This is a genomic window from Burkholderia sp. Bp9015 (genome assembly GCF_003853505.1).
Taxonomy (GTDB): Bacteria; Pseudomonadota; Gammaproteobacteria; order Burkholderiales; family Burkholderiaceae; genus Burkholderia.
The window spans coordinates 120,561-136,065 of record NZ_QTPZ01000010.1 but is presented as its reverse complement, the minus strand read 5'-3'; the positions used below and the strand labels follow the sequence as shown (position 1 = coordinate 136,065).

The 15,505-nt window shown below is 67.5% G+C and carries 17 protein-coding genes and 1 pseudogene; 10 read left to right on the top strand and 8 right to left on the bottom strand.

Going from position 1 to position 15,505, the window contains the following annotated elements; genetic code table 11:
- The first annotated feature begins 100 nt into the window (after positions 1-100).
- The 3 genes and pseudogenes from DIE12_RS13440 (at position 101) to DIE12_RS13430 (ending at position 2,944) form a co-directional block, all read left to right on the top strand.
- Positions 101-847: a glucose 1-dehydrogenase gene (locus tag DIE12_RS13440; protein WP_124485714.1), complete on the top strand. Its 747-nt coding sequence runs from the start codon at positions 101-103 to the stop codon at positions 845-847.
- A 545-nt stretch (positions 848-1,392) separates the two neighbouring features.
- A pseudogene (locus DIE12_RS39045) lies at positions 1,393-1,701 on the top strand (DUF3331 domain-containing protein); the annotation flags it as partial.
- A gap of 535 nt (positions 1,702-2,236) precedes the next feature.
- Positions 2,237-2,944: an SDR family NAD(P)-dependent oxidoreductase gene (locus DIE12_RS13430; RefSeq protein WP_124521724.1), complete on the top strand. Its 708-nt coding sequence runs from the start codon at positions 2,237-2,239 to the stop codon at positions 2,942-2,944.
- Positions 2,945-3,083: 139 nt separating this feature from the next.
- Here the strand turns inward: DIE12_RS13430 and DIE12_RS13425 are convergent, their stop codons facing one another.
- On the bottom strand, positions 3,084-4,016 hold the full coding sequence (locus DIE12_RS13425) for a LysR family transcriptional regulator (RefSeq protein WP_124521726.1): 933 nt from the start codon (positions 4,014-4,016) through the stop codon (positions 3,084-3,086).
- 339 nt (positions 4,017-4,355) lie between these two features.
- Between DIE12_RS13425 and DIE12_RS13420 the strand changes: the two genes are divergently transcribed.
- From DIE12_RS13420 to DIE12_RS13395, 6 genes are all read left to right on the top strand, one after another.
- Positions 4,356-4,820 (top strand): RidA family protein, encoded by a 465-nt coding sequence (locus tag DIE12_RS13420; protein ID WP_124485458.1) that lies wholly within the window; start codon positions 4,356-4,358, stop codon positions 4,818-4,820.
- A 271-nt stretch (positions 4,821-5,091) separates the two neighbouring features.
- Positions 5,092-5,511: an organic hydroperoxide resistance protein gene (locus DIE12_RS13415; protein ID WP_124485459.1), complete on the top strand. Its 420-nt coding sequence runs from the start codon at positions 5,092-5,094 to the stop codon at positions 5,509-5,511.
- A gap of 66 nt (positions 5,512-5,577) precedes the next feature.
- Positions 5,578-5,904: a DUF4148 domain-containing protein gene (locus DIE12_RS13410; RefSeq protein ID WP_124521796.1), complete on the top strand. Its 327-nt coding sequence runs from the start codon at positions 5,578-5,580 to the stop codon at positions 5,902-5,904.
- Between the two features lie 90 nt (positions 5,905-5,994).
- A complete protein-coding gene (locus DIE12_RS13405; protein WP_124521797.1) occupies positions 5,995-6,321 on the top strand; it encodes a DUF4148 domain-containing protein in 327 nt (108 codons plus the stop codon).
- 72 nt (positions 6,322-6,393) lie between these two features.
- Entirely contained in the window at positions 6,394-6,723 is a 330-nt protein-coding gene (locus DIE12_RS13400; protein WP_124521728.1) for a DUF4148 domain-containing protein, read from the top strand.
- Between the two features lie 141 nt (positions 6,724-6,864).
- Positions 6,865-7,608: a GNAT family N-acetyltransferase gene (locus tag DIE12_RS13395; protein WP_124521730.1), complete on the top strand. Its 744-nt coding sequence runs from the start codon at positions 6,865-6,867 to the stop codon at positions 7,606-7,608.
- A gap of 123 nt (positions 7,609-7,731) precedes the next feature.
- Here DIE12_RS13395 and DIE12_RS13390 read toward each other — a convergent pair whose 3' ends face one another.
- From DIE12_RS13390 to DIE12_RS13365, 7 genes are all read right to left on the bottom strand, one after another.
- Complete coding sequence (locus tag DIE12_RS13390) at positions 7,732-8,187, bottom strand: MarR family winged helix-turn-helix transcriptional regulator (RefSeq protein ID WP_044843621.1); 456 nt, start codon at positions 8,185-8,187, stop codon at positions 7,732-7,734.
- 126 nt (positions 8,188-8,313) lie between these two features.
- Entirely contained in the window at positions 8,314-8,457 is a 144-nt protein-coding gene (locus tag DIE12_RS38070; RefSeq protein ID WP_185500367.1) for a hypothetical protein, read from the bottom strand.
- Positions 8,454-8,825 carry a GFA family protein gene (locus DIE12_RS13385; RefSeq protein ID WP_044843515.1) on the bottom strand — a complete coding sequence of 124 codons (372 nt, stop codon included), beginning with the start codon at positions 8,823-8,825 and terminating at the stop codon, positions 8,454-8,456. The genes DIE12_RS38070 and DIE12_RS13385 overlap by 4 nt, the downstream gene beginning before the upstream one ends.
- A gap of 168 nt (positions 8,826-8,993) precedes the next feature.
- Positions 8,994-10,094, bottom strand: coding sequence for a nitronate monooxygenase family protein (locus tag DIE12_RS13380; protein WP_124521732.1), 1,101 nt, complete (start codon positions 10,092-10,094; stop codon positions 8,994-8,996).
- A gap of 279 nt (positions 10,095-10,373) precedes the next feature.
- Complete coding sequence (locus DIE12_RS13375; protein WP_124521734.1) at positions 10,374-11,633, bottom strand: MFS transporter; 1,260 nt, start codon at positions 11,631-11,633, stop codon at positions 10,374-10,376.
- A complete protein-coding gene (locus DIE12_RS13370; RefSeq protein ID WP_124521736.1) occupies positions 11,630-12,832 on the bottom strand; it encodes a YbfB/YjiJ family MFS transporter in 1,203 nt (400 codons plus the stop codon). Before DIE12_RS13370 ends, DIE12_RS13375 begins: the two co-directional genes overlap by 4 nt.
- A gap of 117 nt (positions 12,833-12,949) precedes the next feature.
- Entirely contained in the window at positions 12,950-13,876 is a 927-nt protein-coding gene (locus DIE12_RS13365; protein ID WP_044843518.1) for a LysR family transcriptional regulator, read from the bottom strand.
- Between the two features lie 143 nt (positions 13,877-14,019).
- Between DIE12_RS13365 and DIE12_RS13360 the strand changes: the two genes are divergently transcribed.
- Positions 14,020-15,189, top strand: a complete 1,170-nt coding sequence (locus tag DIE12_RS13360) for a hypothetical protein (protein WP_124521738.1) — start codon at positions 14,020-14,022, stop codon at positions 15,187-15,189.
- The last annotated feature ends 316 nt before the right edge of the window (positions 15,190-15,505 follow it).

The following is a 15,505-nucleotide window of genomic DNA, read 5'->3' as shown; positions in this document are numbered from 1 at the left end:
CGTACGCAGGTCCGCATAGGCAGAAAACACCGGCGATCGCATTGGGCGAGACGGCATGCCGGTGTCCATCAACGGAATCATTCACACTGAGGTGAACATCATGGGCAAGCTTGCACGGAAAGTGGCCGTCGTAACCGGTGCGTCGAAGGGTATCGGTGCCGCCATCGCCAAGGCGCTCGCGGCAGAGGGCGCGTCGATCGTAGTGAACTACGCAAGCAGCAAGACGGGCGCGGATGACGTCGTGTCCGCCATCACCACGGCCGGAGGAAAAGCGGTTGCCGTCGGAGGTGACGTGTCGAAGGCTGCCGATGCAAAAGGCATCGTCGATGCGGCGATCGAAACGTACGGCCGCCTCGACATCCTCGTCAACAACTCGGGCGTCTACGAGTTCGCCCCGATCGAGGCGTTCACGGAAGCGCAATACCGCAGGCAGTTCGACATCAACGTGCTCGGCGTGCTGCTCACCACACAGGCCGCCGTCCAGCACCTGGGCGAAGGCGCCAGCATCATCAATGTCAGTTCGGTCGTCTCGACGCTCACACCGGCGACGACTGCCGTCTACAGCGGCACGAAAGGCGCGGTGGATTCCATCACCGGCGCGCTCGCCCGTGAACTCGGGCCGCGAGGCATTCGCGTGAATACGATCAATCCCGGCGTGATCGTGACCGAAGGCGCGCAAAGCGCCGGGGTGATCGGATCGGAGTTCGAGAGTTCCGCGGTCAGCCAGACGCCGCTCGGGCGCGTGGGCAGACCGGACGACGTTGCGTCGATTGCGGTTTTCCTCGCGTCCGACGACGCAAAGTGGCTGACGGGCGAGCATATCGTCGCCAGTGGCGGCATGCGATGACGCAGGTTCGCGAAACCGCGCACGCAGGTCGGCCTCAAAATCGACGAAACAAGCGTGACGGTCGTTCTGGATTTCTCACGCGTCAGTGCGTCGTCACGTCCAGTTGAAGCGTGACGACCGAAGTTACCGACACGAAACGTCGACGCCCGTACTTTGCAAGTGTGACCTGCATTCGCGGGTCACCTCCCTCTCCCGCTTTTCACGCGTTTTTCGTTCGTTGAACGGTGCGTGGCCGCGGATCGGCGTCAGCACGATCGCACACGCCGGGTTCACGCCGACGTCGCCTTTGACGCTTATCCAATGGCGATCATGAAGCTATGGAAAACACTCCAGGTACCGACGATGTCACGAACGGCATCAGCGACCGGCATCGCTGGGACAGGATTCTCGACGCCCTGCGATCGCCTCCGGCCGCACCGCCCTTTCCGGGAGTGGATGAGCGTGCGTGCATGAGCCACTCAAACCTGGAGGCCGTCCGCATCGTGATTCTCGAGCGCCCGTCAACCGACACCGTTCTCATCTCGTAGAGCAGCTCGACGGCGTGTCGATATGGCGAACAGACCTGGCGGAGAGTTGTTGCCCGAGAGGACGGGGTTTGCATTCTGACGGGCGACTCGATTGCCCGGGGGGATTCGGTCTTTCGTCCAAAGCGCACGCGGAATGCGATGTGCAGCAACTCGATGGCGATGATCAAGGCGTCGTCCATCGATCTGCCGCGGTATCGGGTCGGTCAGACATCGGCCAGGTTGGGCGCGGAACCCAAGCCCTCGACGCCAGACCGGCTCGGAGATCGGCACGCAGATGCTCTCCCCGATCTCGAACCGCACCTTGCCCGACTGTTCTCCGAGGCTTGAGTCGGAGGCCGACGTAGGCGAGAAAAAGGAGACGTACGGACCGTTGCGGTGATTGCAGTTCGATTCGATGCGCCAGCAGATGAGCAAGCCTGGGCCGCGGACGGAACAGGAAGCGTATGCAGGTCAGGTCAGACGCGTTTTCGTACTCGCCGGTTTCGATTCATATCGATGCTATTGTGATAAGAAAAGTTATCCGGACAGATCCGATAAGCCATCGAAGTACCCGGCGCGTCCGGGCACGCCATCGCGCGGCATTGACAGCACTTCCTCGCACGAATCCCGGATTTCACGGCGATTCGACGCGCGGTGTCGCCCGCGATTGCTGCTTCGTTCGCAGCCGCGTCGATTCCCCTTCCGCCGCAACGATCGCCGTCGCGGCCGCCCCGTTCTTTCCCGCATTTGTTCCCGCGACGCAAGACTGTTGGTCCACGGTGGGTGTTCGAACTCCGGCGCGACGCGCCTAAAGTCTGGTCCATCGGATTCATCGATCCGGTCGGCACCGAAGCCGAAAACCAGTCACCTGTCGAGGCATATCATGAGCACATCCAAAGTCATCATCGTCACCGGCGCATCGCAAGGCATCGGCGCGGAGACGGTCAACGCATTCCGCGCCCAGGGCCATCGGGTGGTCGCGACGTCCCGTTCGATCGGCGCGTCGGACGATCCCGGCCTGGTCACCGTCGCGGGCGACATCGGCGACCCGGCCGTCGCGCGGCGCGTGGTCGATACCGCACTCGAGCGCTTCGGCCGGGTCGACACGCTCGTCAACAACGCCGGCGTGTTCATCGCGAAGCCGTTCACGCAATACACCGCCGACGACTATGCGGCCATCACCCGCGTGAACCTGGACGGTTTCTTCCACGTCACGCAGCGCGCGATCGCGGCGATGCAACGCAACGGCGGCGGACACGTGGTCAGCATCACGACGAGCCTCGTCGACCACGCGAACAGCAACGTGCCGTCGGTGCTCGCATCGCTGACGAAAGGCGGACTCAACGCGGCGACGAAGTCGCTCGCAATCGAGTACGCGAAGGCCGGCATCCGCGTGAACGCCGTGTCCCCCGGCATCATCAAGTCGCCGATGCATGCGCCCGACACGCACGCGACGCTCGCCTCGCTGCATCCGGTCGGCCGGATGGGCGAGATGAGCGACATCGTCGGCGCGATCCTGTATCTGGATTCGGCGCCGTTCGTTACCGGCGAGATCCTGCACGTGGATGGCGGCCAGAGCGCCGGGCATTGAGCGGCGACGATGGGAGACTGCGCTGACGCGAATGGCGCGAATGGCGAGCGGGGCGCGGAGCGCGGCGGTCCTGCAACGGCGCAGCCGCGCCATTCGCGCCCCGCTCTGCCCCGTTGCCGGCATTCCACCCCGGACGAGCCTAGCGCGCCCGCTTGCCGGGCGCCTGTTGCAGATGTTCGACGAGAAAGTCGACGAACACGCGCACGCGCGAAGACAGATAGCGCGCGTGGGGATACAGCAGCATGAACGGCCGCGACCGGCCGCCCTGGCCGGACAGCACCTCCGTGAGCGTGCCCTCGCGCAGATCCCGGTCGACGATGAAGCGATAGGTCTGGAACAGGCCCGCGCCGCTGCGCGCGAGCGTGACGCCGGCGAGGACGTCGCCCGACGTGCCGTAGCCGCCGGTCGTCGCGACGTCGATTTCCGCCGAGCCGTCGTTGAACAACCACGGAATCGGCCGGCCGCTGCTCGGGAGCTCGAACTGGATGCATTCGTGCGTGTGCAGATCGTCGACGGCGCGCGGCACGCCGGCGCGTTTCAGGTAGCCGGGCGTCGCGACGACAACGAGTTCCGCATCCTCCAGCTTGCGCGCGACCAGGCTCGAATCCGCCGGCGCGCGGCCGCGGATCGCAAGATCGAAACCCTCCTCGGCGAAGTCGATGTTGCGGTTGCTCAGATGCGTTTCGACGCGCACGTCCGGATATCGCTCGCGAAACGCGGGTAACAGCGGCAACACGCGATAGTGTCCGTACGGCGTCGGCATGCTGATGCGCAGCACGCCGGCCGGCGTGGCCTGCTGGCCCGTCGCTTCGCGCTCGGCGTCGACGAGCTGCGAGAGCGCATCACGGCATTGCTCGAAATAGCGCCGGCCGGAATCGGTCAGGCGGATCTGCCGTGTCGTCCGCACGAACAGGCGTACGCCGAGACGCTCCTCGAGGCGCGCGACCGAGCGGCTGACCGCGGCCGGCGTGACGCTCGCGGCCGTCGCCGCGAGCGTGAAGCTGCCGAGTTCCGCGGCCAGGCAGAACAGCTCGATGCTGCCGAGCAGCAGGTCGTCGAATTTTCTCTGCATGGGGCGCTCCTGCTGCTTCGTGCGTGGCGTGGCCGGCAACGCGAACGTAGGCATCACGGAATCGCGCTCGCGGTGAGCCGGCGCGCGCCGTTTCGTCGCGTGACGCTGAAGCAGCGAGTGTGCATGAATCCCGGCCGGGAAACCAGCGTACCGACGACCGTCGCCGGCAACCGTTCGCGCCACATTGAGCCGCGCGCGATTCGTTACATCGCGTGTCGATTCAATTGCGCGAACGATATTTACCGGCGTCGACCGCCTCAATAGAGTGACTGCCAGAGACCCGTGCGAGTGAATCTTCCGAGCCTGGGCGCCACTCAAGCTTCCCCGAAGGAGCAAGCGATGACGATCGAACAGAAGCTGGCCGAACTCGGCCTCACGTTACCCGAACCGCCGCAACCGCTCGGCAGCTACACGGCCGTCAGCGAAGCCGGCAACCTGTTGTTCATCTCCGGACAACTGCCGCTCGTCGACGGCAAGGTTGCCTATACAGGCCGCGTCGGCGAACGGCTGAACGTCGACGACGGGCGGCATGCGGCGCAACTCGCGGCGCTGAACGTGCTCGCGCAGATCCGCAAACACCTCGGCGGGTTCGAGCGCCTGCATCACATCGTGCGTGTCGAGGGGCACGTTGCGTCGGCGGACGGCTTTTTCGGCCAGCCGGCCGTGATCGACGGCGCATCCGATCTGTTCGCCGCCGTGCTCGGCGACAAGGCCGGACATGCGCGCTCGGCGTTTTCCCAGCGCCAGTTGCCGGCCGACGCAGCCGTGATTCTGGTCGTGATCGCCGAAATCCGGCCGGCGTAGCCGCGTTGTGGTTGCGCGGGCAGCCGCCGTTCCGACGGCGGCCGCCCTGTCCGCGCCCGGAATGTCGCGCGACGCGATCTTTTCGATATAAGGGATGGAACACCGCACATCCTTGCCTGGCAAGGCCGTACACGATCCAGATACATTGAAATACAAAATATCGCATGCGATTTAATCGAATCCGCTTGATGAGGTTCGGCGTCTCGACCAAACTGCATCGCATGCGATCGAATCGCATTAGATGGAACCTTCCAACCTGACGGAGTGAACGATGAGCAAGATCGAAAAAGTGCTGTACACGGGCAAGACGCATACGACTTCCGGCGGCCGCGACGGCGCGGCGCGCAGTTCCGACGGTCGCCTCGACATCCAGTTGTCGTCGCCGGGCACCGCCGGAACCGGCACGAATCCGGAACAACTGTTCGCGGCCGGCTGGTCGGCCTGCTTCATCGGCGCGATGCAACTCGCGGCACGTGCGGCGAAGGTGACGCTGCCGGCCGATCTCGCGGTCGATGCGGAAGTGGACCTGGGCATGGGCGGCAACGCGTACTTCCTGCAGGCCCGCCTGAACGTGAGCGCGCCCGGGCTCGATCGTGACGTCGTGCAGCACATCGTCGACACCGCGCATCAGACCTGCCCGTACTCGAAAGCGACGCGCGGCAACATCGACGTCGAAATCCGCATCGTCTGAACGTTGAATCGGGCGGCCAGGCGCCGCCCTCCCGAATCTCCTGCCATTTTCTTGTCGAGGTAAATGATGAAGACCCAACTGATCGCCGCCCTGCTCGTCGCCGTGTCCGCTGCCGTTGCCGCGCCGGCCTTCGCCAATGAAGCCGTCGTGACGCGTGCGCAAGTGCGCGCCGAACTCGTGCAGCTCGAACGGACCGGCTACCCGCTGAACCGCGCCAGCGACGCGACCTACCCGGACAACCTGCAGGCCGCGCTGACGCAGATCCACGCGGACGACGCGGTGGCCAACGCACCGTCGAACGCGGGCTACGGCGGTGACGCCGTCGCGGCGACGCAGTCGGGCCGACGCGCGGTCGTGCAGATGGCCGAGCGTTCGATCTATTTCGGTCGTTGAGCGCGATCCGCGATTCCGGACGAATCGCGTCGACATGCCGCACATGCCTGAACGCCCCGTTTCTTTCCATTGAATCTGTCGAGGTAAATGATGAAAACCCAAGTGATCGCCGCCCTTCTCGTTGCCGTATCCGCCGCCGTTGCCGCCCCCGCCTTTGCCAATGAAGCCGTCGTGACGCGTGCGCAAGTACGTGCCGAGCTCGCCCAGCTGCAGCAAGCCGGCTATGTGCCGGGCCGCGCGAACGATCCGCACTATCCGGACGACCTGCAGGCCGCGCTGACGCGTATCCATGCGAACGACACCGCCGCAGCCGATACGGCGACGTCCGGTTACGGCAGCGACGCGGCAGCCGGCACGCAGTCGGGCAGCCGTCCTGCCATGCGGGTCGCCGAGCGCTCGATCTACTTCGGCCATTGAATGAAATCGCGATCGGCGCCGATTGCCGGCGTGCGACGCCCACACTCCGATCACTCTTTTCTGTCGAGGTAAATGATGAAGACCCAACTGATTGCTGCCCTGCTCGTCGCCGTGTCCGTTTCCGCTGCCGCACCGGCATTCGCGACCGAAAGCACCGTCACGCGCGCGCAGGTGCGGGCGGAACTGGCCGCGCTCCAGAAGGCCGGCTACCTGCCGAATCGCCCGAACGATCCGAACTATCCGGAGAATCTGCAGACCGCGCTGAAGCGGGTGCGCGACAACGCTGCGACAGCGGCCGATACCGACGCATCCGGTTACGGCACCGACGCCGACGGCGCGACGCAAGCCGGCAGCCGGAACGTCGTTCGCACGGCCGAGCGCTCGATCTACTTCGGTCATTGAGCACCGCGCCGAAATCGACGACGTCATCCATCAAATAAAGCGCATGCGATATAATCGTATGCGCTTTTTGTTCGTCTGAGACCTGAATGGACGATCGCGTCTATGCTGTGCGACGAACGACCTTCAATCAGGGAGCAGGCAATGCGGCAAGCAACGACGGGGAACGAAGGAAGCGGAGCGCATCCGCTCGACAACGCCGTTTGGCATGCGCTCGCCGGCGAGCAGCAGCGTTTTGCGCTCGGCGACGAGCGCGCGCGGCGCTTTCCTCCCGAACTCGCGCCCTTTGCCGGCCTCGCCGAGCGCAGCCCGGCCGCTTTCGACGCGTTGCGCGCATTGATCGACACGCACGGGCCCGCGGCACTGGTCACGCCTGACGAGATCCCGACGCCGGGCGGATGTTCCGTGGTCCGGCGCGCGGTGCTGCATCAGATGATCTGGCAGGGAACGCCTGACGATGCGCAGCCGCTGGAGCATGTCCGGCTGACCGAAGTCGACGTACCGGCCATGCTCGAGCTGATCGCGGCGACGGAGCCGGGTCCGTTCGGCCCGCGCACGATCGAATTCGGCGGCTATCTCGGTGTACGGAGAGAAGGACGGCTCGTGGCGATGGCCGGTCAGCGACTGACTGCCGGCGGCCATACGGAGATCAGCGCCGTGTGCGTGGATCCCGCCTTTCGCGGCCAGGGCCTCGCGGCCGGACTGATCCGCGCATTGATCGCGCGGATTCATGCGCGGGCGGAAACGCCGTTTCTGCATGTGCTGTCGTCGAATCGCGTCGCAATCGAGCGCTATCTGGCGCTCGGTTTCACGATCCGTCGCGACATGCAATTGCTGGTGTTGGGGCGTGAGGATACCGGGACGGGCCAGCCCGAGCGTCAGCCGTAAGCAACCGGGCGCAGCATTGCAAAAGTCGGTCCGGACGGCCGGAAAAGCATGGAAATCGTGGAGGAAGCCGGCTGCAATCGTATCCCGGCTCGACATCGAGCCGGCGGCCAGGCTATTCGTGGTTTACTCGTCGATCGAATCGATCAGGTTGCCGCGCAGCGTGACGATCGCCTTCTGCATCTTCGCGAATTCGTCGGGTTTGAGCCCGGTGGCTTCGACGAGATTCATGTCGAGCCCCTTCTCGCGCACGCGGCGACCGCTTTTCGTCAGGCTCACGACCACCTGACGCTCGTCCGACGGATCGCGGTGCCGTTCCAGATAGCCCATCGCCTCGAGCTTCTTCAGGATCGGCGTCAGCGTGTTCGATTCGAGGAACAGCTTTTCGCCGAGCTGCCCGACCGTCTGGTCGCCCTCCTCCCACAGCGCAATGATCGTGATGTATTGCGTGTACGTGAGGCCGAGCTCCTCGAGGATCGGCTTGTAGGCCTTGCCGAACGCGAGGTTCGTCGAGTAGATCGCAAAGCACAGGAACTCGGAAAGCTTCGGCGTGGCGGGCGATTGGGTTTCGGTCGGTTTCATGAGCATCCTCCATCGACACGGGGGCGTGTCGCAGATGAATGCATTATATATCGCGTGCGATCTTATCGGAAGCATGATTATCGTTTCCGATCGACAGCACGCGACGCGAGCGATGCCCGCTCACGCTCAGGCTCGATCGCCGTCGTTCCGGCCCCGGCGCTCGCCGTGCCGTTGCCGGCTGATCGACAGCAGCGAACACTGCACCGGATGCGCGATTTCGGTCGCGAGGCCGCCCGCGGCGAACAGCAGGATCGTCAGCCAGCGTTTCATGCATCCTCCACGACGGACAGGCTCGCGCCGTCGGCGACGGTCGCGTCGAGCGCATACGGATCGACGCCTTCGAGGCAGCCGAGATTGACGCGCCAGCACGCGGGATCCTTGCGCGTCTGATGAAACGGGTAGACACCGCACCGGCTGCAGAAAAAGTGACGGGCCGTGCGCGTGTTGAAACGGTAGGTCGTCAGCGCGTCCTCGCCTGCGACGATCTTCAGGTCGGCGGCGGGGAACATCGGGCTCATCAACGCGCCGCGACGGCGGCAAAGGCTGCAGTTGCAGCGAACGGCCGGCGCAAGCGCGGTCCGGACCTGGAATTTCACGGCGCCGCAATGGCAGGATCCGTTGAACCATGTAGCAGACATGTCGTGCTCCTCGAGAGGTGATGTCTGCTTTATATCGAACCCGGGCGGACGCGTTGTATCGCTCTGTATCCGCGCGGTGCGCAGACACAGAGCATTGCAATTTTGTCGCGAACGGTGCGGACTTCAGCGCCTTCCGGCGCGTCCGCCGCGCGCCGCGTGATCCGGCACTCAGTCCAGCGCGTGCTGCAGCCGCGAGATGGCCGCCCGCGTCTCGCGCTCGAGCGTCGCGAACAGTTCCGCCGCCGGCAGCGACCGCACGAGCGGCGCCGCCTGCCCTGCCCACTGCGCGCCGTAGCCGAACTCGCCCTTCGCCTTCGCGGCCGCATGCAGTGCCTTGCCGGCGTCGTACGCGATCGGATAGGCGGGCGTCGCCGGTGCGTGCGGATCGTCGCCGAGCGCCGTCAGCCGGTTCGCGATGCCGCGCGCGACACGGCCGGAGATCGCGGTCGTGAAGGTCGTGCGGTGCGCCGCGTCGCCGAGGATCGCGCGGCGATATCCGTCGTCGATCGACGTTTCGGGACACGCGACGAACGCCGTGCCGAGTTGCGCGGCCTGCGCACCGAGCGCGAGCGCCGCGGCGATGCCGTCGCCGTCCATGATGCCGCCGGCGGCGATCACCGGCAGCGCGCATTCGCGCACGAGCAGTCGCGTCAGCGCGAACGTGCCGAGCCGGTCGTCGTGCGCCGTCGAGTCGAATACGCCGCGATGCCCGCCGGCCTCGATGCCCTGCGCGACAATCGCATCGATGCCGGCCGCGGCGATCTGGCGGGCTTCGTCGGGATGCGTCGCGGACGCGAACAGCGTGATGCCGGCGCGCTTGAGCATCGCGATCGCCTCGTCGGACGGCAACCCGAAATGAAAGCTCACGACCGCCGGTTTTTCCTCGAGCAACATCGCGAGCATCGCATCGTCCGCGACGAAGCTCGTGTAGATCTCCGACAGCGCCGCCGGCGGCGTCGCGCCGTATTCGCGGAACACCGGCGCGAGCCACTCGAGCCACGCGCGCTCGACGGCGGCATCGGCACGGGCCGGCTGGTGGCAGAACAGGTTGATGTTGAACGGCCGGTCGGTGAGCGCGCGCGTGTCGCGGATCATCTTGCGCGCGCCGTCGGCGTTCGTCGCGCCGACGCCGAGCGAGCCGAGCCCGCCCGCGTTCGACACGGCAGCCGCCAGCGCGGGCGTGCTGACGCCGGCCATCGGCGCCTGGATGATCGGAGTGCGGACGCCGAGCGTGCGCAGCAGCGTCCGGTTGTCGGTCGGTCGATTCATGTCGTTGCCTCCTGCAACGTCCGGGATCGGAAGGCTCGGGCCGGCTGCCGGCCGAAGCGGCTGGGTCGGGTCCGGCGACGTCGCGCATGCGCGGTGCGTCGTATGGACCCTGTCATGCGAATGCGAAAGCGGTGCCGGATACGGCGGCTGACCAAACGACGACGCGGCCGTCGCGACGCGTGGTTGCGGCGTCGCCTCCGCACGGCGTTCGAACCGGCCGCCCCGCAACTGCGCCCATGCTACGCCAGAGCTCCGCCCGCGGGCCAGCGCGCAGCGCTTCTACCGGCTGCGCACCCGATATGCGAGCGCCGCGCAGGCCGCCAGCAGCGCGGCCGTCACGAAGAACACCGAATGCAGGCCGAGCGCGACGCCGATCTGTCCGCCGATCACCGGGCCGATCACCTGCCCGCCGAACTGCGCGGACTGCAGGTAGCCGAGCATCTGGCCCGTCGCGCGCTCGTCGACCGACTGCCGGACCAGCTTGCCGATCGACGGCAGCAACCCGGCGAGCGTCATCCCCATCAGCACGCGCAGCGCGGCGAGCTGCCACCAGTGCGTGACGAACGCCTGCGGCAGCATCGCGAGCGCGGTCAGCAGCAGGCAGCCGACGATCACGTTCCAGCTGCCGATCCGGTCGGCAAGCGCGCCGAGCCGCGCGGCGGTCAGCATGCTGCCGAGTGCGGAGCCGGCCATCACGACGCCGGCGACGCGCGCCAGATGATTGCCGTCCACGCCGAGCCCGCCGATATAGACCGTGATGATCGGCTCGATCGACATGTTCGCGAGCAGCACCATCATCGCCGTCACGAGCAGCGCGGCGACCGCCACGCGATCGGTGCGCCGGGCCGGGTTCGCCGACGTTGCGCGGGCGTGCCGCGCGTGCGCGTCGGTGGCCGGATCGAAGTCCTCCTTCACGACGACGATCGTCAGCAGCGCGGCGACGGCGATCATCGCGCCACCCGCGAAAAACGTGCCGCGAATGCCGAGCCAGCCCGGCAGCAGGCCGCCGACGAGCGGCCCGACGAGATTGCCCGCGAGCGCGCCGGTCGACAGGATGCCGAGCGCCCAGCCCGCGCGTTCGCGCGGCGCCTGGGTGCCGACCATCACGGTCGACGCGGACGCATAGCCGCCGACGAGCCCGGCGATCAGCCGCAGTGCAACGAGTTCCACCACGTTGTGCGCGACGCCGATCAGCGACATCACGACGGCCATCCCGAGTGCCGCGCGCACGAGCATCGGCTTGCGGCCGAAGCGGTCCGCGAGGCGGCCCCACAGCGGTGCGGTGACGGCCGTGCCGAGGAACGTCGCGCCGAACGCGACGCCCGACCACTGGATCACGGCCGACTGCGCGTCGACGCCGAGCTGCCGCACATACAGCGGCAGGAACGGCAGCAGCATGCTGAGACTCACGAGCGTCGTGAACGAACCGAACACGCACACGGCGAGATTGCGGCGCCAGTAGCGCGCATTGCGTTCGGCGTAGCCGGCGCTCGAGCGGCCGGCGTGTGCGGCGGCCGGTGCGTGGGCGGTCGTGCTCATCGCGTCCTCGCCGAGGAGATCACGTCGACCGCGAGCGCCAGCAACAGCGCGGCGGTGCCGACGCCGAACAGCGCTTCGTAACGGCCGCCGCTCGATGCGAACAGGTACGACAGACCGTAGGCGGCGACCGCCTGCATGATCGCGAAGCTGGTCGTCGCGCTGCGCCATGCGCGCTTCGCGACCGACGGATGATGCGCGAGCAGCTCGTTTACGCGGCCCAGCGCGAGCGGCACGATGCCGGGCGTGAACGCGCCGACGAGCAGGCTCGACACGATCAGCGCGGCCGGGCCCAGGCCGAGCAGCGGCAGCGCGACCGCGACGGCTTCGATCGCGAATGCGATCCGCAGTGCGCGGCCGAAGCCCGCACGGTCGGCCAGATGCCCGCACGCGAGCGGCCCGACGATCGCGCCGAGGCCGTACAGCACCCAGTACTGCGCGCCCGCGTCGACGCCCTTGCCGAGTCCGCGCGCGACGTAGTCGACGAGGAAGATCATGTGCGGGACGAGCCCGACCGCGTTGAGCCCGTATTCGACGTACAGCGCGCGCAGGCTGCCGGCCGGCAGGTTGCGCGCGTGCGCGGCATGCGCCGCGGCGGCTGCGGGCCGTGCGTCGTCGGCCGGCCAGCCGCGCCACGCGACGGCGGTCAGCAGTAGCGACACGATCGCGAGCCCGAGCCACGTGACGGTGAGCCCTTGCCGCAGCAGGATCGGCACGATCGTGCCCGATGCCGCGATGCCGAGCCCGATCCCGGTGAAGATGCCGCCGCTCGCGAAACCGCGCCGGGACGGCGGCACGTGCGTGAGGATCGCCGGCGCCGCGAGCACCATCAGCGCACCGCCCGACAGGCCGGACGCGAAACGCCACACGAAGAACCACACGAACGACACTGGTGCCGCGCACGCGACGAATGCGAGTGTCGCGAGCAGCATCATCGCGCGCAGCACGGCGGTCGAGCCGGCGCGGCGCGCGAGCGTGCCGGCGACCAGCGCGCCGGCCAGATAGCCGCCGAGGTTGGCCGCCCCGAGATACGCGGCGGTGGACGCGGGAAACCAGTGCGCACCGATGATCGCCGGCAAGAGCGGCGTGTACGCAAAGCGCGCCAGGCCGATCCCGATCAGGCTCGCGCTGGCGCCGGATACCGTGCCGCGCCACACGTTGAACGCGGGGGCGTGCGGCCGGTCGAGAAGCGCTTGTTGCATGGAGACCTCCCATTCGCTGGGCGGATGCACGCGCATCCGCCGGTTGAAGGAAGTCTAGATTGAACCGGGTATCGGGAGAATCCATGCAGCACGGAAGCCATTCTTCCGCAACGCGATTCAATCTCCGTCGGTGATGGCCGCCAGCTGCGCGAAATGCTCGCGCAATCGCGGCGCGGCGAAATCGACGAACGTCCGCACCTTCGGCACCGACAGGCGTCCGTAAGGCGTGACCAGATGAATCGGCAGCGGCGCGTGCTCGCTGTCGCGCAGCACGATGCGCAGCGCGCCGTCCCGCACCGGCTCCGCGACGTGATACGAGAACAGCCGCGTGACGCCGTGGCCGGCGAGCGCCGACGCGAGCGCACCGCGGATCGTGTTGACGATGAAGCGCGGTGCGAACTGGACCACCTGTGGCAGCGCCGACGGCGCGGACGGCGGAAAGCTCCACGAATCGAGCCCGAAGTGCGTCATCGAGATGATCCGGTGCCGGGCGAGATCGGCCGGCGCGGTAATCGGCGGATGGTTCGCAAGGTAGTCCGGCGACGCGACGACGACACGCCGCACCGCGCCGACCGGCATCGCGACGAGCGTCGAATCGCTCAGGTGCGCGATGCGCAGCGCGACGTCGATGCCCTCGTCGATCAGGCTGACGGGACGGTCGAGCAGTTGCAGGCGAATCGACACGGCCGGATGGCGGTCGATGAATTCGTCGATGAGCGCACGCAGCACGTCTTCGCCCGCGGCGACCGGTGCGGTGATCGTCAGCAGGCCGCGCGGCGCCGAGCGTTCGTCGGCGATCAGCATGTCGGCTTCCTCGAGATCCGCGAGGATGCGGCGGCACGCTGCCGCATAACGTTCACCGGCTTCGCTCAAACGGATCGTCCGGGTGGTCCGGTACAGCAGCGCGGTGCCCGTGTGTTCCTCGAGAAACGCGAGCGCGCGGCTGACGGCCGCCGGCGAGCGGCCCAGCCGGCGGCTCGCGCCCGCGAGGCTGCCCTCGTCGAGCGTGGCGACGAACACCTTCATCGCATCGATTCGGTCCATGTCGTGTGCGGGGGCGCGTGGGGTCGTGTCGTGGGCGGGAAAAGCCAGCGAGCAGTCTACCGTACGCGTTGCGCAACGCGGGGGCAGCGCGGTCGCGCCGCTTCGTGAAATACTTCGGCCACGCGTCCTTGCGGAACTTCGAGATGACCGACTTGCCTGCCGTGCCCGCGTTGCGTTGCGTCGTCATGCGTTGCGCGTCGGCGTGCGTCGTCGCGTGGCTGGTCGCCGGGCCGGCGATGGCCGGCTCGTCGGCGGTGTCGCCGCCCGGGTTGCCGGCGCCCGCAATCCGCTCGCCGCAACGCATCCTGTTCGTCGGCGACAGTCTCACGCACGGCCGTTACACGCCCGTGCGTTCGTACGGCGCGATGCATGCCGGCCGTCAGGCCGCAGGCGCGGCCGCGGCGCGGGTGATCGACGAGAACTTCGGGCAGACCGGCGCCCGCGCGGAACGCGAGCCGGGCCCGTGGGGCGGGATTCCGGGCATCTTCGCGCGGTTTGCCGTCGAAGCCGGGCTCGACTATGACGTCCATCTCGAAGCGATGTCGGCGACGAGTCTCGCCAAACACGACCGCGTTGCATCGGACGTGATCGACCGGCCCGTCTGGGACGCGGTCGTGCTGCAGGAGTTGAGCGCGAAGCCGCTGCCGTTCGTGCTCACGCATAGCCGTGCCAGCGATCCCGCCGCCTTCTGCGCGAGCGTCGCGAAGATCGCGCGCGGCATTCGCGCTGCTGCACCGCAAGCGCGCGTCTATCTGTACGAAACCTGGCCGGGCGCCGATCTCGCGAAGGCGCTAGCGGGCGAGCCGGGCAGCGCCGGCTTTCACGCGCGCTATGTCGAGCGTCTCGCCGAACTCGGCGCCGCGTATCGCGATGCATTCGAACGCGCCCGCCGCACCGATCCGTCGATCGTGGCCGTCGCGCCGGTCGGCCGCGCATGGCAGCGCGCGTGGATGGCGGGCATCGCCGATCCCGATCCGTATGCGCCGTCGGGCGCCCCGCTGCTGTGGTACGGCATGCGCGCGCACAACGACCCGCCGATCTCGCGGCTCGACTATCAGCATCCGGGCGTGACGGGCGCTTACCTCAGCGCCCTCGTGCTGTTCCAGCAGATCGCCGGCGTCGACGTGCGCACCCTGGGCGCGCGGGAGCAAGCAGCCGCGCAGCTCGGCATCGCGCCGGACCTGGCGGTGAAGCTGCAGGCGGTTGCGTCGGAGACGGTGCGGCATGAACGGGCGGACGTCGGGGTCGGGACCGGCACCGATGCCGGTGCGGCGGCGACGGATGAACGGTCCGATCCGTGCGCGTCGCCATGAGCCGGATGGGCGGACGAGCGGCGGCGCTGCACATTCGGTGCGTCGCAGCGATCGATGAACGCTGACGAATGCAAGGTCCCGCGGCGTCGCTCCGCCGTTCCGTCGCGCGGCGCCGGCGGATTGACCGAGGATACCGAACCGCGCGGTACGCCATCACCATCACCGGCCGCCGAATCCGCGCAGCGCGGCCTATCGTTTTCCCTGCCCTGACCTTCCAGCTTCGGCTCGCCTTCCGTCCGACGCCCGCCCAGCGGGCGTTTCCCGGCCTTTCTGCGCGGGAAAGGATGCTTGAAGCATCCGCAATTATCGCGTCGCG